Consider the following 21,639-nt stretch of genomic DNA (forward strand, 5'->3'; position numbering starts at 1 on the left):
AGCCCCGTCTCGGGCTGCACGATCCACTCTCCGAGACTGAAACGTTTTTTCCAACGGACCTCGACGGCCCGGCGCCCGAGCCCCGTTCGAAAAGACGATTTTTCAACTTAGGAGTTTCTATGAACGCACCATTGAAGGGCCTTGCCGTACAGGCACCCGCCTACGTCAAGAACGCGAAGCTGGTCGCCTGGGTCGCGGACATGGCCGCGCTGTGCAAGCCCGAAGCCATTCACTGGTGCGATGGCAGCCAGGAGGAGTACGAGCGCCTGTGCCAGTTGCTGGTGGACGCCGGCACCTTCAAGAAGCTGAACCCGGCGAAACGGCCCAACTCCTTCCTCGCGAGCTCCGACCCGAGCGACGTCGCCCGCGTCGAGGACCGCACTTTCATCTGCTCCGAGAAGAAAGAAGACGCCGGCCCCACCAACAACTGGATGGCGCCGGCCGAGATGCGTGCCACGCTGCAGCCTCTCTTCGACGGCTGCATGAAGGGCCGCACGATGTACGTCGTGCCCTTCAGCATGGGCCCGCTGGGCTCGCCGATCGCGCACATCGGCATCGAGCTGTCCGACAGCCCGTACGTGGCGGTCAACATGAAGATCATGACCCGCATGGGCAAGGCCGTGTACGACGTGCTGGGCACCGAGGGCGAGTTCGTGCCTTGCGTTCACACGGTCGGCGCGCCGCTTCAGGCCGGCGAAAAGGACGTGGCCTGGCCCTGCAACGAGACCAAGTACATCGTCCACTACCCCGAGACCCGCGAGATCTGGAGCTATGGGTCGGGCTACGGCGGCAATGCGCTGCTGGGCAAGAAGTGTTTCGCCCTGCGCATCGCCTCGAACATGGGGCGTGACGAAGGCTGGCTGGCAGAGCACATGCTGATCCTCGGCGTCACCAACCCCGAGGGCAAGAAATACCACGTGGCTGCGGCCTTCCCCAGTGCCTGCGGCAAGACCAACTTCGCGATGCTGATCCCGCCGGCCGGCTTCGAGGGATGGAAGGTCACGACCATCGGGGACGACATCGCCTGGATCAAGCCCGGCGCCGACGGCAAGCTGCGCGCCATCAACCCGGAGGCCGGCTATTTCGGCGTTGCCCCAGGGACCAACATCCAGACCAACCCGAACTGCATGGCAAGCCTGGACCGCGACGTGATCTTCACGAACGTGGCGCTGACCGACGACGGCGACGTCTGGTGGGAAGGCATGGGCGAGGCTCCGGCCCACGCGATCGACTGGCAGGGCAAGGACTGGACGCCCGCCCTCGCGAAGGAGACCGGGGCCAAGGCCGCCCATCCGAACGCGCGCTTCACGGTCGCCGCGTCCAACAATCCGGCGCTCGACGAAGCCTGGGACGATCCCAAGGGCGTGGCGATCGACGCCTTCATCTTCGGTGGCCGCCGGTCGACCACCGTGCCGCTGGTGACCGAGGCGCGTAACTGGGTCGAGGGCGTCTACATGGCCGCGACCATGGGTTCCGAGACCACGGCGGCCGCTGGCGGCCAGCAGGGCGTGGTGCGGCGCGATCCATTCGCGATGCTGCCTTTCGCCGGCTACAACATGAGCGACTACTTCCAGCACTGGCTGGACCTGGGCAAGAGGCTCGACGCCGCGGGCGCGCGCCTGCCCAGGATCTACACCACGAACTGGTTCCGCAAGGGCGCGGACGGCAAGTTCGTCTGGCCGGGCTACGGCGAGAACATGCGCGTGCTGAAGTGGATGATCGATCGAATCGAAGGCAAGGGCGAAGGCAGCGAGCACGTGTTCGGCGTCAGCCCGCGCTACGAAGACCTCAACTGGTCCGGCCTGGACTTCAGCGCCGAGCAGTTCGACACGGTGACGCACATCGACAAGGCAGCCTGGCAGGCCGAGCTGAAGCTGCACGCGGAGCTGTTCCAGCAGCTGGCGCATCATCTTCCGAAGGAATTGCCGGCCACCAAGGCTGCGATCGAGCAGCGGCTGGCTGCCTGACGAGGACCTGCCAAAGAAAAAAGCCGCCCGAGGGCGGCTTTTTCATGGGTGGGGCGCGATCAGTAGTACTGGCCCAGGTTCACGCGGCGCAGCGTGGAGTACAGGGTCGGCACTTCGGCCGAGTCTGCTTCCTGGCGCGTGCTGATCGCCTGCAGGTCTCGAAGAATGCGCGGGTCCTGCTTGGCATAGGCCAGGAACTGCTCGTCGGCGCGGGCTGCGGCGCGGCGGCGTGCCGCCGCGCGAACCGCCGTCATGGCACGAACGGCCAGGCTGCGGGCGGTGCCGGCGAAGAAGGCCATGGCTGCGAAACCCACTCCCCACAGAACGAGCCAGGCGACGAGCAAGCCGCCGTCGTTCCAGGTCGAGATGAGCGTGTCGGCGACGACGAGCAGCGAGGCGACGATAGCCGCCAGCAGCAAAGCTGCCAGGCCGCGGGCGCCATCGAAGCTGCGGCGAGCAACCCGGATGTGTTCGATGACGGCTTCAGCGCGGGCAACGCCCGGGTGAGTCGCCGGTTGTTCAACGTGGACAAAGCTGGTCATGTGAGGTCCCTCCTAAGGACAGATGGCTGGAGCCGATGACGTGATATTAGTGGTTTCCCTAATGCTTTTCTACTTTAGCTTCATGATGGCTATCATTCATGACGCTGATGGATGTCAACTTTCGCACACTGGACCTGAACCTCCTGCGCGTTTTCGACGAGGTGATGGCGGAGCGCAATCTCACGCGCGCCGCACGCAATCTCTCGATCACGCAACCGGCAGTGAGCAATGCGCTGCGCCGCCTGCGCGAAACGCTCGGCGACGAATTGGTGCGCCGCTCAGGCCCCGGCGTCGAGCCCACGCCGCGGGCGCTGGCACTGTGGCCGACCGTGCGCGGTGCGTTGCGGCAACTGCAGCACACGCTCGCGCCGGGCGAATTCGATGCAGCCATCGCAGACGACACCTTCGTGCTCGCCATGGCTGATGCCACTGCGGCGGAGCTGATTCCCGGGCTGGTCAAGATCGTCGAGGAAGAGGCCCCCGCCATCTCGCTGCGGGTCCTGCCCCTGACCACCCGCGACCCCCGTCGCCTGCTCGAGAGCGAGGAGGTGGACATGGCCATTGGCTACTTCCCGGCCGTGATCGCCAACCTTGCGGCCCGTGGCCAGTCCGACGCCGCCCTGCTGCCGTTCGACACCCAGCGGCTCTATGTGGGCGAATACGTCTGCGTGATGCGGCGCGGCCATCCGCTGGCGAGGCAGCCGCTGACGCTCGACGCGTACTGCGCCGCCCGGCACCTGCTGGTGAGCTTCTCGGGCCGGCCCTACGGCTTCATCGACCAGACGCTCGGTGCGCTGGGGCGGGAGCGGCGCATCGTGGTCACCGTGAACCAGTTCTTCACGGCCGGCCGTGTGGTGGCCAATTCGGACCTGCTGACCGTGCTGCCCCGTCATTTTGTCAAGGTGACCGGCATCGACGAGCAGTTGGTGCTGCAGGAACTGCCCTTTCAGCAGCCCCTGGTTCACGTGGACGCCATCTGGCATCGCCGGGCGCAGCACGGGCACGCTCATGGCTGGTTGCGGCAGGCGCTGTTGCGCTCGGCGAGAGCTGCCTTTGCGGGCGCCCCGGGTGGGCCTGCCTAGCGAACGACGCTGAGCCAGGCGCTTGCGGCGGCGCGCAATTCCTGCGCGTCATGGGCGTCCAGGCCGGCGCGGGAGTCGGCGCGTTCCATCAGGGTGGCGGCCGGGCTCGAAGGGGTCTCGACGTGATTGGAGCGAAAGAGGCGTGCCACTTGGGCAACTAGGCTGAACATGATGTGTGCGGGGCTGAAAGGCCGCGCTGAAAATAGTGATGAAACAAGAATAAGGGTTTTCCCCAATATTTCCAGAGAGCTCTCATGCACCTTGTGCATGGGGAGATTCGCCTAGACTTTCGCGATGAAGCTTCAGTTGCTCTCGGATCTGCATCTGGAAGTGCATCCTCAGTTCCGGATTGCGCCGGCGCCCGGCGCCGACCTGCTGGTCCTGGCCGGCGATATCGGCTCCTACCAGTCGGGTTCGCGCTTGCTCGAACCCGACTTCGGTCTCACCCGCTTCTCACCCCGGCACGGCTGGCCGACTCCGGTGCTCTATGTGCCGGGCAACCACGAGTACGACGTCGCCGATTTCGACCAGACCCACGAGCGCTTGCGCGAATTGTGCGAAGCCCTGGAGATCCAGTGGCTGGAGCGCGAAATGCGCGTGATCGACGGCATCCGCTTCATCGGCACCACCCTCTGGGCCGACTTCGATGCGCTGGTCGAGCACGACGACAGCATGAGCGAGGCACTGAAGAAGCGCGGCAAAGCCATGCGCGCCGCCAATTTCTACCTCGAGAAAGCAGGGACGATGCGCGCTGGCGAGATCTTCCTCGCCGAACCGCTGAGAGAGCACTCACTCACGTGCCAGGCTTGGCTGCGTCAGGCACTGGCCCAGGAATTCCAGGGTCCGACCGTGGCCGTCACACACTTCGCGCCGACGCTGGCGAGCGCCGATCCCCGCTATGGGCTGAGCCCAGGCACCGCTGGTTTCTGCAACTCGCTCGACGAGTTGCTGCCCCGCGCCGACCTGTGGCTGCACGGGCACCTGCATTGCGCCTTCGACTATGTAAAGGACGGTTGCCGGGTGGTAGCGAACCCGCTGGGCTACATGGCCAAGGGAGAACAGGAGGGTTTCAGGCCGGACCTGCTCATCGAGGTGCCGCCGAGGCGGCCGGGTCGCGTCGCCTGAGCGCGATCAGGCCGGCTTCACGCCGGCGCGACCCGCTTCGACGGCGAAGCGCGCCTGGGTGTGAAAGCGCGCATCGGCGACCGCAGGATGCGCGGTGGCGCGGAACTCGCAGTGCATCGCCTTGGGGGTGGCCTCGATGAAGGCATAGCCGCGCTCGTCGCCGCGCGCATGCACCACGTCGGGGTTGTCGCGCCGCAGCCATTCCATGGAGGTCAGGCTGGCGCCGCGCGAGCTGATCGAGCCGCCCACGAACTCGCTGGCGACCACCGGCGACGCCGGGTCGTTGGGCACCACGCGCAGGTCGGCCGCGACGTATCGATGTACGTCGCCGCCCAGCACCACCACGTCGCGAATGCCGCCCTCCCCGATGCCCTGCAGCAGTTGGCGCCGCGCCTCGGGATAACCGTCCCAGCCGTCGGTCCAGAACTGGCGGCCCCGCGGCGCCTCGAGGCTGGTGGGGCTCATCTGGGAGGACTGGCCCAGCAGCTTCCACTGCCGTCCGGATGCCGCCAGGCCCTGGGCCAGCCACTGCGACTGATCGGCACCGAGCATGGTGCGCGACGGATCCGCCAGCGCTTCGCAGCCGATCACCAGCCGGCCCCAGTCGCGTGCCGGGTCGGGGCAGGCATGGTGGCTGCGGTACTGGCGGCAGTCCAGCGTCCAGAGCTCGGCGAGCCGTCCCCAGGCAAAGCGGTCGTGGATGCGCATCGCGGCCCCTTGCGGCGGCAGCAGCAGCGGCATGTGCTCGAAATACGCCCGGTAGGCCGCAGCGCGCCGTTGCAGGAAGAGCGCGGGCTCGGTATACGCCGGGTCGCGGTCGTTCGCGTAGTCGTTCACCACCTCGTGGTCGTCCCAGGTCAGGATCCAGGGGTGGGCTGCATGCGCGGCTTGCAGGTCGGCGTCGCGCTTGTAGAGCGCATGGCGCGCGCGGTATTCCTCCAGCGTCACCGGGATGGGCGCGCCATGCCGGCGCGGCACCGGGCCCTGGCTGCTGCCTTCGTAGATGTAGTCGCCGGCGAAGAGCACGAAGTCGAGCTCGCGCGTTGCGATTTCGCCATGCGCCGCGTAGTAGCCATGCTCGTAGTTCTGGCAGGAGGCGAGCGCGAAGCGCAGCCGCGGCACCGCCGCATCCGCGGCAGGCGCCGTGCGCGTGCGGCCGACCGGGCTCTGCGCATCGCCGCAGCTGAAGCGGTACCAATACTCGCGCTGCGGCGCCAGGCCCCGGGCGTGCACGTGGACGCTGAAGGCGTGCGCGGCCTCGGCCTGCACCTCGCCCTGCGCGATGGGGCGCCTGAGCTCGGCGTCGCCGAAGACCTCGTAGCGCACGGCGCAGCGCTGCAGGTCGTCGAACCCCGGCTCGTCCTCGGCCGCCAGCCGGGTCCAGAGCACGACACTGTCCGGCCGCGGCTGGCCGCTCGCGACGCCCAGCGTGAAGGGATTCGAACGCCAGCGCGGCGCCGGCTGCGCGCGCGCAGGCCGCGCCGCCGACCAGCCGCACAGGGCGAGCCACAGCGCGGCGCGATTCAGATCTCGACGGTGAAGGTTCATGGCTTTTCTACAGGACAGGCGACGCTGCGTCGCCGCCTATGATCGCGCGCATCTTCGAAGCATCAGCAAGGGATACGCGTGCTCAACGGCTTGTGGCTCGGCTTTTTTCTGGCGGCAGCGCTGGCGGCATTCTCGCGCTGGCTGATCGGCGGCGATGCGGCAGTCTTCGCTGCCCTGGTCGAAAGCCTGTTCGCCATGGCCAGGCTCTCGGTCGAAGTGATGGTGCTGCTGTTCGGCACGCTCACGCTGTGGCTGGGCTTCCTGCGCATCGCCGAGGCGGCCGGCCTGGTCGCCGGGCTTGCGCGGCTGCTGGGGCCGCTGTTCCGGCGGCTGATGCCCGAAGTGCCTGCGGGTCATCCGGCGCTGGGGCTGATCACCATGAACTTCGCGGCCAACGCGCTCGGGCTGGATAACGCGGCCACGCCCATCGGGCTGAAGGCGATGCGCGAGCTGCAGAGCCTCAACCCGAGCGCGACCACGGCCAGCAATGCGCAGATCCTGTTCCTGGTGCTCAACGCCTCTTCTCTCACGCTGCTGCCGGTCACCATCTTCATGTACCGCGCGCAGCAGGGCGCGGCCGACCCGACGCTGGTGTTCCTGCCGATCCTGCTCGCCACCAGCTGTTCCACGCTGGTGGGCCTTCTCACGGTGGCCTTCGTGCAGCGGCTCAGGTTGTGGGACCCGGTGGTGCTTGCCTACCTGCTGCCGGGCGCACTGCTGCTCGGCGGCTTCATCGCGCTGCTGGCAACGCTTTCGGCCACGGCGCTGGCCTCGCTCTCCTCGCTGCTGGGCAACCTCACGCTGTTCGGGATCGTGCTGGTCTTCCTGCTGGCCGGCGCGCTGCGGCGCGTGAAGGTCTACGAGTGCTTCGTCGAGGGCGCGAAGGAAGGCTTCGACGTGGCGAAGAACCTGTTGCCCTATCTGGTGGCGATGCTGTGTGCGGTCGGCGTTCTGCGGGCGTCGGGCGCGCTGGACCTGGTGCTGTCTGGCATCCGCTGGGCGGTCGGCCTGACGGGTTGGGACACGCGCTTCATCGACGCCCTGCCGACGGCGCTGGTCAAGCCCTTCTCCGGCAGCGCGGCGCGCGCGATGCTGATCGAGACCATGCAGAGCCAGGGAGTGGACAGCTTCGCCGCGAAGGTCGCAGCCACCATCCAGGGCAGTACCGAGACCACCTTCTACGTGCTGGCCGTGTACTTCGGCGCCGTCGGCATCCAGCGGGCGCGGCATGCCGTGGGCTGCGCGCTGCTGGCAGAGCTTGCCGGCGTGCTGGGCGCGATCGGCGTGGGCTACTGGTTCTTCGGCTGAACCCGCGCGACGGCGCCCGTCGAGGTGATCGGCCAGAATAGCCGCTCACTTCCCAGCTTGCCCGTGACCGCTCCTGCCAAGGCGAACTCGCCCTCCTTCACGACCGACGAATTCCGCGGGGCTCTAGGCATGTTCGCTACCGGCGTGACCATCGTCACGGCCCGCGCAGCCAACGGCCGATTGGTGGGGCTCACCGCCAACTCGTTCAACTCGGTGTCGCTGGACCCACCGCTGGTGCTGTGGAGCCTGGCGCGCAGCGCGGCCTCGATGGCCGCGCTCAGCACCGGCTCGCACTACGCGATCAACATCCTGGCCTCGAACCAGAAGGACCTGGCCGAGCGTTTCGCCACCAAGGACGTGGACCGCTGGGCCGACGTCGCCTTTACCGAAGGCCTCGGCGGGGCACCCGTGCTGGCAGGCGTGGCCGCGAGCTTCGAATGCTTCAACCGCAGCCGCTATGACGAGGGCGACCACGTGATCTTCGTCGGCGAGGTCGAGCGCTGCACGCACAGCCCCGGCGCCTCGCCGCTGCTGTTCCACGGTGGGCGCTTCTACACAGAGCACCCCCTCTAGGGCTCAGCGCCGGAGGCTGAGCTTGTAGCGAAAGGTGTCGGCCCGGTAGACCGCGGTCTCCACATGCACCGGGCCGCCGCCGGCCAGGTGCAGCAGCCGCTCCACCTGCAACACAGGCGCGCCGGGCTTGAGCTGCAGCAGCTTCGCCTCCTGCGGCTTGGCCAGGCCGGCGCCGATCTCGAGCTGGGCCTCGCCGATCTCGAGGCCTCCCTCGTGCTCGAACACCTCGATCAGGTCGCGCTGCGAGAAATCGACGCGCGCCAGCCGCTCGCCCAGGAAGCGTGGCAGCCAGGAGCTGTTGACCGACAGCGGCTCGCGGTCCAGGTAGCGCAACGTCTGCAGGTGATACACCGTCTCGCCGGCCGGCAACTGCAGCTGGCGCGCCACCGCCGCCGGGGCCTTCACCTCGCGCCACGCGAGCCGCTTGCTGCTGACCGCATGCTGTTCCAGCGCCAGCGCCTCGTTCAGCCCCTGCAGCCGGTTGAGGCTCTGGGACGCCTTCGAATGGGACACGAAGGCACCTTTTCCGTGCAGCTTGACGATCAGGCCCTCAGCCTGCAAGGCGCCCAGCGCCTGCCGCACCGTGATGCGGCTGACGCCATGCGCAGCCGTCAGCTCGGATTCGGAAGGCAGCTTGGCCCCAGGTGCCAGGTCACCGTCGAGGATGCGGGCGCGCAGCGCGTCACGCAACTGCGCGTGCAAGGACTGGGGAAGCTCAGACATCGATAGCCTTGACGCCGACGCTGGCATGCGACTTGCGTCGCTTGTCATAACTTGTCATAACAAGTAGATTCTGCACCGCCAGGGTGCTTCTTTCCGTTCATTCACCGACCAAGGAAACGACCATGTCCGCAGCCCGAGCCTTCTTCATCCGCTCCGCCGTCGCGGCGCTGACGCTTGCCGCCGGCACCGCCGCGGCCCAGGCGCAGAGCTATCCCGCCAAGCCGATCACGCTGATTGTGCCGTTCGCCGCCGGCGGCGGCGTCGATGCCACGGCGCGCCTGCTCACCGCCAAGCTGGGCGAGCATCTCAAGCAGCCGGTCGTGATCGAGAACGTAGCGGGCGCGGCCGGCACCATCGGCACGCAGCGGGTGGCGCGCTCGCCCGCCGACGGCTACACCCTGCTCTTCGCGGTGGCGAGCCCGCTCAACGTGGCGCCGCTGGTGGCTCCGTCTGCAGTGCGCTACGACAGCTTCAAGGATTTCGCCCCCGTCGCGACGGTGGGCACCTCGCCTTTCGTGCTGATCGGCAAGCCCGCCCTGCCCGCCCGCACCACCGCCGAGCTGATCCAGCTCGCGAAGGCGCAGCCCGGCAAGCTCAACTTCGGCACCGACGGCGTCGGCACGTCGCTGCACATCACGGCCGAGATGTTCAAGCAGCGCGCGGGCATCGACCTGATGCACGTGCCCTACAAGTCGGGCCCGCAGGTGCTGACCGACGTGGCCGGCGGACAGGTCGATCTCGCGGTGCTGCCACTCTCGCTGGCGCTGCCCTTCGTGAAGGACGGCAAGGTCAAGGCCTTTGGAGTCACCTCGCTGGCTCGCGCGGCGATCGCCCCGGCGATCCCGACACTCGCGGAGTCGCCCGAACTCAAGGGGATGGAGATGGATGCCTGGCTCGGCGTCCTCGCCCCGGCCGGCACCCCGGCTGCGGTGACGGCGGCGTGGGTCAGCGCCCTCGATGCAACGCTCAAGGACCCGGAGGTCATCCGCAAGCTCGGCGAAATCGCCGTCAAGCCCCAGCTCATCGCCGGCCCTGCCTTCGCCGACTACCTGGCCAAGGAGCGCAAGACCATCGCAGGCGTGGTGCAGACCGCCGGCATCAAGGTCGAATAGAAGCAAGATCATTCCCATGCTGATGTCGCTCGCCAGTGCCTGGATCGTGCTGCCCGCCGTGCTGCTGGCCGGCGGCCTGATCGGCGCGAGCGGCATCGGCGGCGTGCTGCTGGTACCGGTGCTGACCAAGCTCGGGGAGGTGCCACTGCCGCAGGCCATCGCCGCCGCCTCGCTGGGTTTCGCGCTGCCGGCCCTGGTCGCCCTCCGTCCGCTCATGCGCGAGCGCTCGCAGGCCTCGCGCTGCGTTCCCTTGCTGGCCGGCGCGCTCGCGGGCGCGGCCGCAGGCGCGCTGCTGGTGCGCTGGCTGCCCGCCGCCGCGCTGATGACCGGGGTGACCCTGCTGGTGCTGTTCTCGGGCTGGCGCGGGCTGCGCGCCTCGGCGACGGCATCGGAGCCCGCGGCACCGCTCGGCACGCCGGTGCTGCTCGTGCTCGGCGTGGCGGTCGGAATCGGCTCCGCGCTCACGGGCACGGGTGGTCCGGTGCTGGTCCTGCCGCTGCTGATGCTGCTGCGCCAGCCGGTCGGCTTTGCGGTGGTGGCCGCGCAGGCCGTGCAACTTCCCGTGGCCCTGGCCAGCAGTACGGTGCATGCGATCGAAGGCCGCCTCGACCTCCGGCTGGCGGCCCTGTGCGGCCTGCTGATGCTGGCAGGCTCCATCGCCGGGCAGCGCGCCGCCGCCGGCCTCGACATGCGGCAGTTGCAGCGCTTCGTCTCGCTGCTGCTGCTGGCCGTGGGCGCCTGGTTTGCCTGGCTGCTCCTGGCCTGACCGATCATTCAACGAAACACCATGCTGTCTCCCGAACTCCTGCAATCAGGCCAGCCGCTGCTGCTGGCGCCCGAGTGGGTGATGCTGCCCGACGGCCCTCGCCAGGGCCTCGGCGTCGTGGTGCGCGACGGATACTTCGCGCAGGTGGCCCCGCTCGCCGAAGTGCGCGCCGCGCATCCGGGCCTGGCGGCGATCGATTTGCCGCAGCGCCTGCTGATGCCGGGCCTGATCGACACCCATACCCACCTCACCCAGTCCTTCGGCAAGGCACTGGCCTTCGGCGAGCCTTCGGAGATCTTCCGCCGCATCTGGGTGCCGATGGAGGCCACGCTCGACGCCGACGCCGCCTATCTTTGCGCCAAGCTATCGGCACTGGAATCGCTGCGCGGCGGCTTCACCACGGTGGTCGATGCGGGCACGCGCTCCGAAGCCGGCCTCGATGCGGTGGCGAGCGCAGCGCGCGACGCCGGCATCCGCTGCGTGCTGGGCATGATCTGCAACGACGCGGGGCTGGAAGGCGACGAGGCCGCGGCCCGCCGCATCCTCGATGCGGCCCCCACCTTCCTCGCGCGGCTCGAACACGACCCTCTCGTGCACCCGTCGCTCGCGATCTCGATCCCCGAGGCCGCGACCGACCGCATGCTGCGCGCGGTCGCCGCGCTGACGCTCGAAAGCGGCCGGCGCTTCCAGACGCACGTCAACGAACACCTGGCGGCCGTCGAGCGCTCGCTCGTCGCACGCGGCCTGCGCCCGCTGGAAGTGCTGCAGGCCTGCGGCGCGCTCAACGCGTCGGCCCTGCTGGCCCATGCCACGCTGCTGACCCCGCGCGAACTGGGCCTCTTGCGCGACAGCGGTGCCGCGGTGGCCTACAACCCCGTGGCCAGCCAATGGAAAGGCAATGCCGTGCTCGACGCCGGCCTGCTCGAAGTGCTTGGCGTGCCTTTCGGCCTCGGCACCGACGGCACGCGCGCAGACGGCTTCCGCCTCATGGACGCTGCCGAGGCGACGCAGCGCCTCACGCAGGGCCTGGCGAACGGAGACTCCTCCTGCGGCGGGGGCTGGCTCTGGCTCGACCACGCGACGCACCGCGGCGCCGCGGCCGCCGGCCTGGGCGCGCTCACCGGCCGCATTGCAGAGGGCCTGGCCGCCGACTTCCTGCTGCTCGACCTGGACGTGCCCGAGTTCGTGCCGAGCTGGGACCTGAGCTGGGAGTTGGTGCGTTTCGCGAACCGCGACCAGGTCGAGGCGGTGTTCGTGCACGGCGCGCTGCGCCTGTGGAAGGGGTGGCCGGTCGACTGGGACGCCCGTGCGCTGATGCGCGAGGTAGCGACGATCGCGCGACGCGATGTCAGCCGCGCGCCGATCCAGCGCGTGCATCCGGTCGCCGATCTGCACCGCGCCCGGCAGCGCCCCGGCGACTCCGCCTGAAGCTTTCACACGGGCGGGCTACGATTGGCGCAAGCCTTCGCGCCTGTGCCGCGGCGCGCTCGGGGCACTGCTCGCCCTGCCCTGCGCAGCGACCTGCGCCAGCCCCGAGAAGAAAAGCGAACAATGACCGACCGCAAGAACCACCTCGACACCCGCGCCACCACACTGCTGCTCGCCTGCTGCGCCTTCTGGGGCCTGCAGCAGATCCTGATCAAGACCACCGTGGCCGAGGTGCCGCCGCTGTGGCAGGCCTCGATCCGCATGACAGGCGCGGTCCTGCTGCTGTGGCTGTGGTGCCTGAGGCGCCGCGTGCCGCTGTTCGGGCGCGACGGCACGCTCGGAGGCGGCCTGCTTGCCGGCCTGCTGTTCGCGGGCGAGTTCGTCTGCATCTACATCGGGCTGCAGCACACGACAGCATCGCGGCTCACGGTGTTCCTCTACACCGCGCCCTTCGTGGTGGCGCTGCTGCTGCCGCGCTTCGTGCCGGCCGAGCGGCTGCGCGGCGTGCAGTGGCTGGGCCTCGCGATCGCCTTCGCCGGCGTGGTGGTGGCCTTCAGCGAGAGCTTCGGCCACAGCAGCTCCGGCCAGTTGCTCGGCGACGCGCTGGGCCTCGGGGGCGGCGTGCTGTGGGGCCTGACAACGCTCGCGATCCGCACCACGCGCCTCGCCACCGCCAGCGCCGAGAAGACGCTCTTCTACCAGATCGCGGTCACGGCGGCGGTGTCGCCCGTGCTGTCGCTGGCGCTCGGCGAGCGCTGGGGCTTCGCCTACTCGAGCTACGCCTGGTTCTCGATCTCGCTGCAGACCGCGATCGGCGCCTTCGCCAGCTACCTGGCCTGGATGTGGATGCTCAGGCACTACCCGGCCACGCGCATCTCCTCCTTCACCTTCCTCACCCCGCTGTTCGCGCTGGTGTTCGGCGTGGTGCTGCTCGACGAACCGCTCACGCTGCAATTGGTACTGGCCCTGGCGGGCGTGGCGCTGGGCATCGTGCTGGTGAACCGGCGCACGAGCCCGGCGACGCAAGCCGACACCGTCCCCCGTGCAAACTGAAGAGAATTCCTTCGACCTGCACGACACACCGGCACGCAAGCGATGAACTTCCAGCCTCTGCTCGACGAGATCAATGAAGAGATCCGCCCGCTGCTGGGCCAGGCTGGCGCGGTGGCCAGCTACATCCCGGCGCTCGCGCGGGTGCCGGCGCAGCAGTTCGGCATCGCCCTTCGCACCTGCCAGGGCGAGGAGGCCGCGGCCGGCGATGCCGCCACGCCCTTCTCGATCCAGAGCATCTCCAAGCTCTTCACCCTCACGCTGGCGATGCGGCACCTGGGCGATGCGCTGTGGGAGCGCATCGGCCGCGAGCCATCGGGCAATCCCTTCAACTCCCTGGTGCAGCTCGAGAGCGAGCAGGGCAAGCCACGCAATCCGTTCATCAATGCGGGCTCCATCGCGGTCGCGGACCGGCTGCTGAGCCGCGGCGATGCCAAGGCGGAGCTGTTGGCGCTGATGCACAGCCTGTGCGGCGAGCCGATCGGCTTCGACCCCGAGGTGGCAGCCTCCGAGGCGGCCACGGGCTATCGCAACTACGCGCTCGCCAACTTCATGAAGAGCTTCGGCAAGCTCGACAACGCCGTCGAGGCCGTGCTCGACCTCTACTTCCGCCAGTGCGCGCTGCGCATGAGCAGCGTGCAGCTGGCGCGGGCAGCCGGCTTCCTGTGCCGCGACGGCCGGCACCCGCGCGCCGGCGAGTCCGATATCACCACCGAGCGCCATACACGGCGCATCAACGCGCTGATGCTGACCTGCGGCACCTACGACGCCGCCGGCGACGTCGCCTTCTCGATCGGCCTGCCCTGCAAGAGCGGCGTGGGCGGCGGCATCGTCGCGGTGGTGCCCGACCAGCTCACGCTGTGCGTCTGGTCGCCGGCGCTCGACGCGACGGGCAATTCGCTGCTGGGCCTGAAGGCACTCGAGCTGTTCGTCGCAAGGACCGGGCTGTCGGTGTTCTGAGCACAGCCTGATCCAGGCGCCTGGGCCGCAGACGCCTCGTCGGCTGCAACGCCTAGCCGAACTCCAGCAGCGTGTCGATCACCCGCTGCGTCGCGCCGTCCAGGGCGCCCTGCGCGCGGTACGCGATGGCCAGGTGCCGCGTGAGCTTCGGGCTCAGCGGTCGCGTCTGCACATGCGCGTCGGCGACCGTTCCCTTGTCGGGTGCCGGCAGCAGCGCCACTCCGTAGCCCGCCGCCACCAGTCCGCGCATGGCGACGTCGTAGTCGTGCTCGATGCGTGCGCGCGGTGCGAAGCCGCCGCGGGCGAACCACTCCATGGTCAGTGCGTACATGCGCGAACCCGGCTCGTTCATGATCAGCGGGTGCTGTGCCAGCCATGCGGGTGTGACGCGGCGCGGCACCTGCCAGCGCGCCGGCAGGAAGGCCATCATCGAATGTTGGCGCCAGGGCTTGAGCGCCAGGCCCGGCATCGCCGGCTGCGGCAGCGCAATGATGGCCAGGTCGAGCGTGCCGGCCAGGATGCCCGCGACCGAGTACTCGGACCCGAGGAAGCTCGGCGTGAGCACGATGTCGGGGTAGCGCTCCAGCAGCGCGTGAAAGACGGGCGGCAGCAGGTCGACCACCACGCTGGTCGTGCTGCAGCCGATGCGCACCCGACCTGCCAGCCCCTGGTGCTGGCGCCGCACCGCGTCGATGGCGTCATCTGCGTCGCGCAACAGGCGCCGGCCACGCTCCACCAGCAAGGCGCCGGCCGGCGTGGGCGTGACACGCCGCGCGCCGCGCACGACCAGCAGTGCGCCCAGGCGCGACTCCAGCTCGCTGACATGCAGGCTCACGGTGGGCTGCGCAAGGTGAAGTGCCTGCGCGGCGGCGGAGAAGGTGCCGAGGTCGGCGATGGCAACCAGGGTGCGGACTTGATCGAGGTTCAGCTGTCGCATCAGGAATGCTGATTGTTGGCTTCAGAAATCTCGACTTCCACAATAGCACGCGTAACTGCACCATCGGACTCGATGACAGGAGACGAGGATGGAACTGAAGAAGCAACTGCCTTTGACCGAATCGCTGAGACAGGCGTTGGCCGAAGGCCTCGTGCGGCTGGCAGCACGCCGCCGGGTGCGGCGGCAGGCGCTGCAGCTCGCAGCGATGAGCGCGCGGGAGCTGCTCGACCTGGGCATCGGCCGCAGCGAGGTTCCGGCCCTGCTGCGAGGCGTACCGCATGCACACACGGACCTCGGCACACGGCGCTAAGGGGGTGAGTGCGGGCGCAGCGCGCACCGCGCTTGCACTCGTCGGCGATGAACGCTACGGCGTGACCCGCCGCGTCGACTCCCGCACCACCAGCTCAGGCCGCAGCACCACGGTGGAAGCCGACAGTGCCTTGCCCTCGATTTCGTCGAACAGCATCTCGGCCGCGCGCCAGCCCAGCTCGCGGTGCGGCAGTCGGATGGTGGTCAACGGCGGATCGACCATGTCGACCAGCGGCATGTCGTTGTGGCCGGTGATCGAGATGTCCTGCGGCACGCGCAGGCCCTGCGCGCGCAGCAGGTCGTAGGCGCCCAGCGCCACGAGGTCGTTGCAGCACACCACGGCCTCGGGCCGCTCATGCTGCGCGAGCAGTTGCTCCATGGCGTGCCGACCCGCTTCGCGGCTGTAGCTCTCGCATTCGACGACGGCGGCCAACTCCAGTCCGCGATCGCGCAGCGCCTGCTCGACGCCCTGCCGCCGGGCCACGCCGGTTGGCACGTTCTGCGGCCCGGCCAGGTGCGCGATGCGCCGGTGGCCGCACGCAACCAGGTGGTCCACCGCCAGCTTCATCGCCAGGCGGTCGTCGCTGACCACCGCGGGGAGACGCCCGCTCTCGTCGGCGCGGTTCACCAGGACGGTGTGCATGCCGGCCTTCTGCAGGTAGTCGACAAGCGGGTCGTCGCGCGTGGCGATCGCCATCACCAGCCCGTCCACCTGCTGCGCCAGCATGCGTTCGACCACCGGGCGCGCCAGCGCGTGGTCCATCACGTTGGTCACGAACACGAAGTAGCCGCGCGCCGCGGCGCTGGCTTCGATGCCCTGAAGGATGGGCGGGAATACCGGGTTGGTGATGTCGGGCACCAGCACGCCGATGGTGTGGGTGCGGCCGGTGCGCAAAGCCGAAGCGGCACGGTTGGGCCGATAGCCCAGGCGCTGCGCCGCCTCCTCGACGACGCGCAACACTTCCTCGCTGATCATCCCGCGCTTGTCCGGGTTGAGGGCGCGCGAGACGGTCGAGACGTGCACGCCAGCGGCGTGCGCGACGTCACGGATCGTGACCGGGGGAGACAAATGGGTGCTCATTTCATGCAAACGATTGATTTGACCTTGGGCGCACGCATTGCCTCGTTGTCATAGGGGATTCTCGCAAACCCCGATTTTGCTGGAATTTGTTCCTCGCTCATAATTGCAAACGTTTGCAGACAACCAGAGGCACCCATGAACATCGTGACCACCCCCGACTCCGTGCTCCCGATGGCGACCGCCGCCATGTCCCGCACGCCCGACGAGCGCCTGAGGACCGTGATGGAGGCCCTCACCCGCCACCTCCACGCCTTCGTCCAGGAAGTGCGGCTGACCGAGGAGGAGTTCGAGCACGCGCTGGAATTCATCGTCGGCATCGGCCAGGCGACTGGCGAGAACAAGAACGAGGTGGTCCTGGCCGCCGACCTGCTGGGAGTCTCCACACTGGTCGCCCTGCTGAACAACCAGGACCCGCAGGGCGAGTCGCACGCAGCGCTGCTCGGCCCCTTCTGGCGTGCCAATGCACCGTTGTGCCGGACCGGCGAGTCGATCGCGCGCTGCGAAACACCCGGGGTGCCGCTGGAGGTCACGGGCGTGGTGCGCGACACGCAGGGTCGGCCGATCGCCGGCGCCATCGTGGACACCTGGCAGGCCTCGCCCGTGGGCCTCTACGAGAACCAGGATCCGCGGCAGGACGACATGAACCTGCGCGGCCGCTTCGAGACCGATGCCGAGGGCCGTTTCCATTTCCGCACCGTCCGCCCGGCGGGCTATCCGGTGCCCACCGACGGCCCCTGCGGCGTGCTGCTGCGCGCGCAGCAGCGGCATCCCAACCGGCCGGCGCACCTGCACTTCATGGTGAGCAAGCCCGGCCACAAGGTGCTGATCACGCAGGTCTTCGCCGACGACGACGAGAACCTCGAAAGCGACCCGGTGTTCGGCGTCACCCGCCGGCTGATCGGCCGGTTCGAGGCGCAGCGAGACGGCCAGGCCGCCACGCTCGCGCACGACTTCGTGCTGGAACCCGGCGAGATGAAGTTTCCCCGCCCGCCGATTCCCTGATTTCCTTTCCTTCACCGCACCACCTCCATCGCATGAGCTTCGATCCCACACCCCGACTCGACGGCAAGGTGGCCGTCATCACCGGCGGCCTCGGCGCCATCGGCTACGCGACCGCGCAGCGCCTCGCGGCGCTCGGCGCCAGCTGCGTGCTGCTGCACCGCGGCGCCGACGACGCGGCCCGGCGCGCCGCCGCGCTGCCTGCCGCGGGCGGCCAGCGCCACGCCGCGCTGCGCGCCGACATCGTCGACACGCCCAGCCTGCAGCAGGCCGCAGCCGATGTGAAGGAGCGCCTGGGCCGCTGCGACATCCTGGTCAATAGCGCGGGCCACACCCAGCCCGTGCCCGCAGCCGACCTCGACGGCCTGACCGACGAACTGATCGACGACCTGATGCGCGCGAACTTCCGCGGCGTCTTCGCCACCATCCGCGCTTTCGCGCCGCTGCTCAAGGCCAGCGGCGACGGCCTGGTGGTCAACATCTCCTCGATCGCGGGCTTCACCGGCGTCGGCAGCAACCTGGCCTATGTCGCGGCCAAGGCCGGGCTGGACGTGGTGGGCGATGCGCTGGCGAAGGCGCTGGCGCCCGCAGTGCGCGTGGTGTCGGTCTCGCCGGGCGCGGTCGAATCCGGCTTCGTCGCGGGCCGCGGCGAGGACTTCAAGGCAAGGATGGCGACGACCACTCCGCTGGGCCGCATCGGCAAGCCCGAGGACGTGGCAGCCACGGTCGAGGCGCTGGCGACCACGCTGCGCTTCGTGACCGGCACACGGATCGTGGTGGATGGAGGGAGGCATTTGTGAACACCAAAACCCTGATCACATGCGCCGTCACCGGCAACCTCGTGAAGCCGGAGCAGACGCCGCACCTCCCGATCACGCCCGCGCAGATCGCCGACGAGTGCCTAACCGCGGCCGAGGCCGGCGCGGGCCAGGTGCACATCCATGTGCGCGACCCGGAGAGCGGCAGGCCCTCGATGCAGGTCGAGCTCTACCGCGACGTGGTGGACCGCATCCGCAAGCGGAACCGCGAGCTGATCATCAATCTCACGACCGGCCCCGGCGGCCGCTTCATCCCGAGCGAGGACGACCCGAAGGTCTACGCCCCCGGCACCAGCCTGCTGCCGCCGGAGAAGCGTGTGGAGCACATCGCGCTGATCAAGCCCGACGTCTGCTCGCTGGACCTCAACACCATGAACTCGGGCCCCGACGTGGTCATCAACACGCCGAAGAACGTGCGCCGCATGGCGAAGGTGATCCGCGAGGCGGGCGTGAAGCCCGAGCTCGAGATCTTCGACTCCGGCGACATCCACATGGCACTGGACCTGATCGCCGACGGCACGCTCGAGGGCCCGGCGATGTGGACGCTGGTGCTGGGCGTGAAGTACGGCTTCATGCCCACGCCTCAGACCGTGATGTACGCGCGAGACACGCTGCCGCGCGGCGCCTTCTGGAGCGCCTTCGGCATCGGCCGCATGGAGTTCCCGATCGTGGCCCAGGCCTGGCTGCTGGGCGGCCATGTGCGCGTGGGCATGGAGGACAACATCTACCTGGAGAAGGGCGTACTGGCCGAGAGCAACGCCCAGCTGGTGGCCAAGGCGCGCGACATCATCGAATGCCTGGGCGGCGAGATCGCGCATCCGCGCGAGGCACGCACGATGCTCGGCCTCGCCGGAGGAACCGGCCGATGAGCGCAGTCCTGAACACGGCGACGGCCGCCCGCGCCGTGCGCGTGCACGAGAAGGCCGCGACGCTCGACGCCTTGAAGCTCGACATCGCGGAGCAATCCGAGCCTGCCGCCAGACCCGGCTTCGCCGTGGTGCGTGTCGGCGCGGCGGCGGTGAACCCCAGCGACGTCAAGGCCAGCCTGGGCCTGATGCCCCAGGCCGTGTGGCCGCGCACCCCGGGCCGCGACTTCGCGGGCGTGGTGGTCGCGGGCCCGACCGAGTGGGTGGGCCGCGAGGTCTACGGCTCGGGCGGCGACATCGGCATCACGCGCGACGGCTCGCATGCGCGCTTCCTCTCGCTGCCGGTGGCCGCGCTGCATGCGCGCCCCCGCAGCATCTCGATGGACGAGGCCGGCGCCGTGGGCGTGCCCTTCGTCACTGCCTACGAGGGCTTCCGCCGCAGCGGCATGCCGCAGGCGGGGCAGACGGTGCTGGTGCTGGGCGCCAACGGCAAGGTGGGCCAGGCCGCGGTGCAGCTGGCCGCGCAAGGGGGCGCGCGCGTGATCGCGGTGCAGCGGCGCGCGGGGCCGTTCGAAGGCTTCGCCTGCGGACCGGTCGACGTGGTCGACGCCGGCGCGGGCGACGTGGCCGCGCGGGTGCGCGAGCTCACGAACGGGCGCGGCGCCGACATCGTCTACAACACCGTCGGCAGCGCCTACTTCGAGGCCGGCAACAAGGCGATGGCCAAGGGCGCCACGCAGATCTTCATTGCCACGCACGACCGCGCGGTGCCCTTCGACATCTTTGCCTTCTACCGGGGCATGCACACCTACGTGGGCATCGACTCGCTGGCGCTCGACTGCGTGGCCGCCACGGCGCAGCTCGATGCGATGCGCGAGGGCTTCGAGCGCGGCACCCTGAAGCCTTTCCCGGTCGCGCGCGCGTTCACGCTCGACGAAGCGGCGCAGGCCTATCGGCTGGTGCTCTCCGGCAGCACCGACCGCGTCGTGCTGAGGCCCTGAGGCGGCCATGCACCTCACCCGATTCGACCAGGCGCCCGCCTACGAGGCGCCGAACCACTTCGACATGCGCTGCCTTCGCCTGCAGGGCAAGGAAGCCGGGCCGAGCGCGCAGATGTGGATGGGCATGAGCCAGATCCTGCCCGGTGGCCACACCGGCCTCGACGGCTCGCCCATCGAAAAGCTCTACCTGGTGCTCGAAGGCCAGCTGCATGTCGTGTCCGAGCTCGAGGGCCAGCGCGACGAGCAGGTACTGGGCCCTTACGACTCCTGCCGCTTCGCGCCGGGCGAGAAGCGCCAGCTGGTCAACCGCAGCCCCCGGCCGGTGCTGGTCGCGCTCGTGATGGCGAACGGGCCGCCTGCAGACGGCTGAGCTGTTCGTCCATACCCCATCAACGATTCAAAACCGGAGACACCTCATGACAACACTTCTTCCCGGCCGCCGCCGGCTCCTCGCTGCCGCGCTGGCCGCTTGCGCCTTCACCGGCGCGCATGCGCAGGGCGACTGGCCCAAGGGCCAGACGATCAAGCTGATCGTGCCTTTCACCGCCGGCAGCGGTACCGACATCGTGGCGCGGCTGGTGGCCGAGCGCCTCGGACCGGCACTGGGCACCAGCGTGATCATCGACAACAAGCCCGGCGCGGGCGGCACGCTGGGCGCTGCGCAAGTGGCCAAGGCGCCGGCCGACGGCTACACGCTGCTGGTCCACTCGGCGGGGCACCTGGTCAACCCCTCGATCTATCCCAACCTCAGCTACGACACGCTGAAGGACTTCGCAGGCGTCACGCCAATGGCCAGCCTGCCCAACATGCTGGTGGTCGCGCCCAATCGCTTTGCCGACGTGAAGGACCTGGTGTCGCAGGTCAAGGCCAAGCCCGGCAGCTTCAACTACGGCTCGGCGGGCAACGGCTCGGCCACGCACATGAACGCCGAGGTGTTCCGCCTGGCCGCCGGCGTGCAGGCGCAGCACGTGCCCTTCCGCGGCACGCCCGAGGCGATGACGGAGGTAATGGGCGGGCGCATCGACTGGTTCTTCGCGCCCATGGTCTCGGCCCTGCCGCTGGTCAAGGACGGCAAGCTGAAGGCGCTGGCAGTGGGCACCGGCAAGCGCTCGGGCGTGATGCCGCAGCTGCCCACCACGGTCGAGGCCGGCGTGCCGGGCTCGGAGTACCTGTTCTGGGTCGGGCTGTTCGCGCCCGCAAAGACGCCCAAGCCGGCCATCGAGCGGCTGCAGGCGGAGGTCGCGAAGATCATGGCGGCGCCCGACCTCAAGGAGCGGCTGGACAAGCTGGGCGCCGAGCCCTTCACCATGCCCTCGGCCCAGTTCGACAAGTTCCTCGCCGATGAGACCGCCAAGGCGCAACAGGTGGTGAGGGCCGCCGGCATCAAGGTCGATTGAGCGCCATCCGCAGACCACCAGCGGTCCGCAGTTCCCGTCGGTGCCGA

The 21,639-nt window shown here is 69.1% G+C and carries 23 protein-coding genes; 17 read left to right on the plus strand and 6 right to left on the minus strand.

Annotation, left to right across the window (positions count from 1 at the left end):
- Window positions 1-119 precede the first annotated feature (119 nt).
- Window positions 120-1,967, plus strand: a complete 1,848-nt coding sequence (locus APY03_RS39370) for a phosphoenolpyruvate carboxykinase (GTP) (protein ID WP_068686236.1) — start codon at window positions 120-122, stop codon at window positions 1,965-1,967.
- 59 nt (window positions 1,968-2,026) lie between these two features.
- Here the strand turns inward: APY03_RS39370 and APY03_RS39375 are convergent, their stop codons facing one another.
- On the minus strand, window positions 2,027-2,509 hold the full coding sequence (locus APY03_RS39375; protein ID WP_068686238.1) for a hypothetical protein: 483 nt from the start codon (window positions 2,507-2,509) through the stop codon (window positions 2,027-2,029).
- A 107-nt stretch (window positions 2,510-2,616) separates the two neighbouring features.
- Between APY03_RS39375 and APY03_RS39380 the strand changes: the two genes are divergently transcribed.
- Window positions 2,617-3,591 carry a LysR family transcriptional regulator gene (locus APY03_RS39380; protein WP_068686344.1) on the plus strand — a complete coding sequence of 325 codons (975 nt, stop codon included), beginning with the start codon at window positions 2,617-2,619 and terminating at the stop codon, window positions 3,589-3,591.
- Here APY03_RS39380 and APY03_RS39385 read toward each other — a convergent pair.
- Window positions 3,588-3,860, minus strand: coding sequence for a hypothetical protein (locus APY03_RS39385; protein ID WP_068686240.1), 273 nt, complete (start codon window positions 3,858-3,860; stop codon window positions 3,588-3,590). The two genes, APY03_RS39380 and APY03_RS39385, sit on opposite strands and share 4 nt — an antisense overlap.
- A gap of 25 nt (window positions 3,861-3,885) precedes the next feature.
- On the opposite strand from APY03_RS39385, the gene APY03_RS39390 reads away from it, so the two are divergent.
- Window positions 3,886-4,716 (plus strand): metallophosphoesterase, encoded by an 831-nt coding sequence (locus tag APY03_RS39390; protein ID WP_068686242.1) that lies wholly within the window; start codon window positions 3,886-3,888, stop codon window positions 4,714-4,716.
- Between the two features lie 6 nt (window positions 4,717-4,722).
- On the opposite strand, the gene APY03_RS39395 is transcribed toward APY03_RS39390, so the two are convergent.
- Complete coding sequence (locus APY03_RS39395) at window positions 4,723-6,264, minus strand: alkaline phosphatase D family protein (RefSeq protein ID WP_068686244.1); 1,542 nt, start codon at window positions 6,262-6,264, stop codon at window positions 4,723-4,725.
- Between the two features lie 78 nt (window positions 6,265-6,342).
- On the opposite strand from APY03_RS39395, the gene APY03_RS39400 reads away from it, so the two are divergent.
- Window positions 6,343-7,572, plus strand: a complete 1,230-nt coding sequence (locus APY03_RS39400; protein WP_068686246.1) for a nucleoside recognition domain-containing protein — start codon at window positions 6,343-6,345, stop codon at window positions 7,570-7,572.
- 129 nt (window positions 7,573-7,701) lie between these two features.
- Window positions 7,702-8,145, plus strand: a complete 444-nt coding sequence (locus APY03_RS39405) for a flavin reductase family protein (protein ID WP_443082874.1) — start codon at window positions 7,702-7,704, stop codon at window positions 8,143-8,145.
- Window positions 8,146-8,148: 3 nt separating this feature from the next.
- Here APY03_RS39405 and APY03_RS39410 read toward each other — a convergent pair whose 3' ends face one another.
- Window positions 8,149-8,868 carry a GntR family transcriptional regulator gene (locus APY03_RS39410; RefSeq protein ID WP_068686248.1) on the minus strand — a complete coding sequence of 240 codons (720 nt, stop codon included), beginning with the start codon at window positions 8,866-8,868 and terminating at the stop codon, window positions 8,149-8,151.
- A 122-nt stretch (window positions 8,869-8,990) separates the two neighbouring features.
- Here APY03_RS39410 and APY03_RS39415 point away from each other — a divergent pair, with 122 nt between their 5' ends.
- From APY03_RS39415 to APY03_RS39435, 5 genes are all read left to right on the plus strand, one after another.
- Window positions 8,991-9,980 carry a Bug family tripartite tricarboxylate transporter substrate binding protein gene (locus APY03_RS39415; protein WP_068686250.1) on the plus strand — a complete coding sequence of 330 codons (990 nt, stop codon included), beginning with the start codon at window positions 8,991-8,993 and terminating at the stop codon, window positions 9,978-9,980.
- Window positions 9,981-9,996: 16 nt separating this feature from the next.
- Window positions 9,997-10,746, plus strand: coding sequence for a sulfite exporter TauE/SafE family protein (locus APY03_RS39420; protein ID WP_232081201.1), 750 nt, complete (start codon window positions 9,997-9,999; stop codon window positions 10,744-10,746).
- A 21-nt stretch (window positions 10,747-10,767) separates the two neighbouring features.
- Complete coding sequence (locus APY03_RS39425) at window positions 10,768-12,174, plus strand: amidohydrolase family protein (protein WP_068686252.1); 1,407 nt, start codon at window positions 10,768-10,770, stop codon at window positions 12,172-12,174.
- Window positions 12,175-12,297: 123 nt separating this feature from the next.
- A complete protein-coding gene (locus tag APY03_RS39430) occupies window positions 12,298-13,227 on the plus strand; it encodes a DMT family transporter (protein ID WP_068686254.1) in 930 nt (309 codons plus the stop codon).
- A 42-nt stretch (window positions 13,228-13,269) separates the two neighbouring features.
- On the plus strand, window positions 13,270-14,184 hold the full coding sequence (locus tag APY03_RS39435) for a glutaminase (RefSeq protein WP_068686256.1): 915 nt from the start codon (window positions 13,270-13,272) through the stop codon (window positions 14,182-14,184).
- A gap of 52 nt (window positions 14,185-14,236) precedes the next feature.
- On the opposite strand, the gene APY03_RS39440 is transcribed toward APY03_RS39435, so the two are convergent.
- Window positions 14,237-15,121: a LysR family transcriptional regulator gene (locus APY03_RS39440; RefSeq protein WP_068686259.1), complete on the minus strand. Its 885-nt coding sequence runs from the start codon at window positions 15,119-15,121 to the stop codon at window positions 14,237-14,239.
- 88 nt (window positions 15,122-15,209) lie between these two features.
- Between APY03_RS39440 and APY03_RS39445 the strand changes: the two genes are divergently transcribed.
- A complete protein-coding gene (locus APY03_RS39445) occupies window positions 15,210-15,431 on the plus strand; it encodes a DUF1127 domain-containing protein (RefSeq protein ID WP_068686262.1) in 222 nt (73 codons plus the stop codon).
- A 54-nt stretch (window positions 15,432-15,485) separates the two neighbouring features.
- On the opposite strand, the gene APY03_RS39450 is transcribed toward APY03_RS39445, so the two are convergent.
- Window positions 15,486-16,511: a LacI family DNA-binding transcriptional regulator gene (locus tag APY03_RS39450; protein ID WP_068686264.1), complete on the minus strand. Its 1,026-nt coding sequence runs from the start codon at window positions 16,509-16,511 to the stop codon at window positions 15,486-15,488.
- Window positions 16,512-16,646: 135 nt separating this feature from the next.
- Here APY03_RS39450 and APY03_RS39455 point away from each other — a divergent pair, with 135 nt between their 5' ends.
- From APY03_RS39455 to APY03_RS39480, 6 genes are read left to right on the plus strand one after another with little or no spacing between them, the layout of a single operon-like run.
- Complete coding sequence (locus APY03_RS39455; RefSeq protein ID WP_068686266.1) at window positions 16,647-17,513, plus strand: dioxygenase family protein; 867 nt, start codon at window positions 16,647-16,649, stop codon at window positions 17,511-17,513.
- Window positions 17,514-17,545: 32 nt separating this feature from the next.
- Complete coding sequence (locus APY03_RS39460) at window positions 17,546-18,310, plus strand: SDR family NAD(P)-dependent oxidoreductase (protein ID WP_068686268.1); 765 nt, start codon at window positions 17,546-17,548, stop codon at window positions 18,308-18,310.
- A complete protein-coding gene (locus APY03_RS39465) occupies window positions 18,307-19,197 on the plus strand; it encodes a 3-keto-5-aminohexanoate cleavage protein (protein ID WP_068686270.1) in 891 nt (296 codons plus the stop codon). The genes APY03_RS39460 and APY03_RS39465 overlap by 4 nt, the downstream gene beginning before the upstream one ends.
- Window positions 19,194-20,195, plus strand: coding sequence for a quinone oxidoreductase family protein (locus APY03_RS39470; protein WP_068686272.1), 1,002 nt, complete (start codon window positions 19,194-19,196; stop codon window positions 20,193-20,195). Before APY03_RS39465 ends, APY03_RS39470 begins: the two co-directional genes overlap by 4 nt.
- 7 nt (window positions 20,196-20,202) lie before the next feature.
- Entirely contained in the window at window positions 20,203-20,565 is a 363-nt protein-coding gene (locus APY03_RS39475; RefSeq protein ID WP_068686274.1) for a cupin domain-containing protein, read from the plus strand.
- 46 nt (window positions 20,566-20,611) lie between these two features.
- Window positions 20,612-21,592 (plus strand): tripartite tricarboxylate transporter substrate binding protein, encoded by a 981-nt coding sequence (locus tag APY03_RS39480; protein ID WP_068686276.1) that lies wholly within the window; start codon window positions 20,612-20,614, stop codon window positions 21,590-21,592.
- Window positions 21,593-21,639 lie beyond the last annotated feature (47 nt).

This window comes from Variovorax sp. WDL1, from assembly GCF_001541225.1.
Lineage (GTDB): Bacteria > Pseudomonadota > Gammaproteobacteria > Burkholderiales > Burkholderiaceae_C > Variovorax.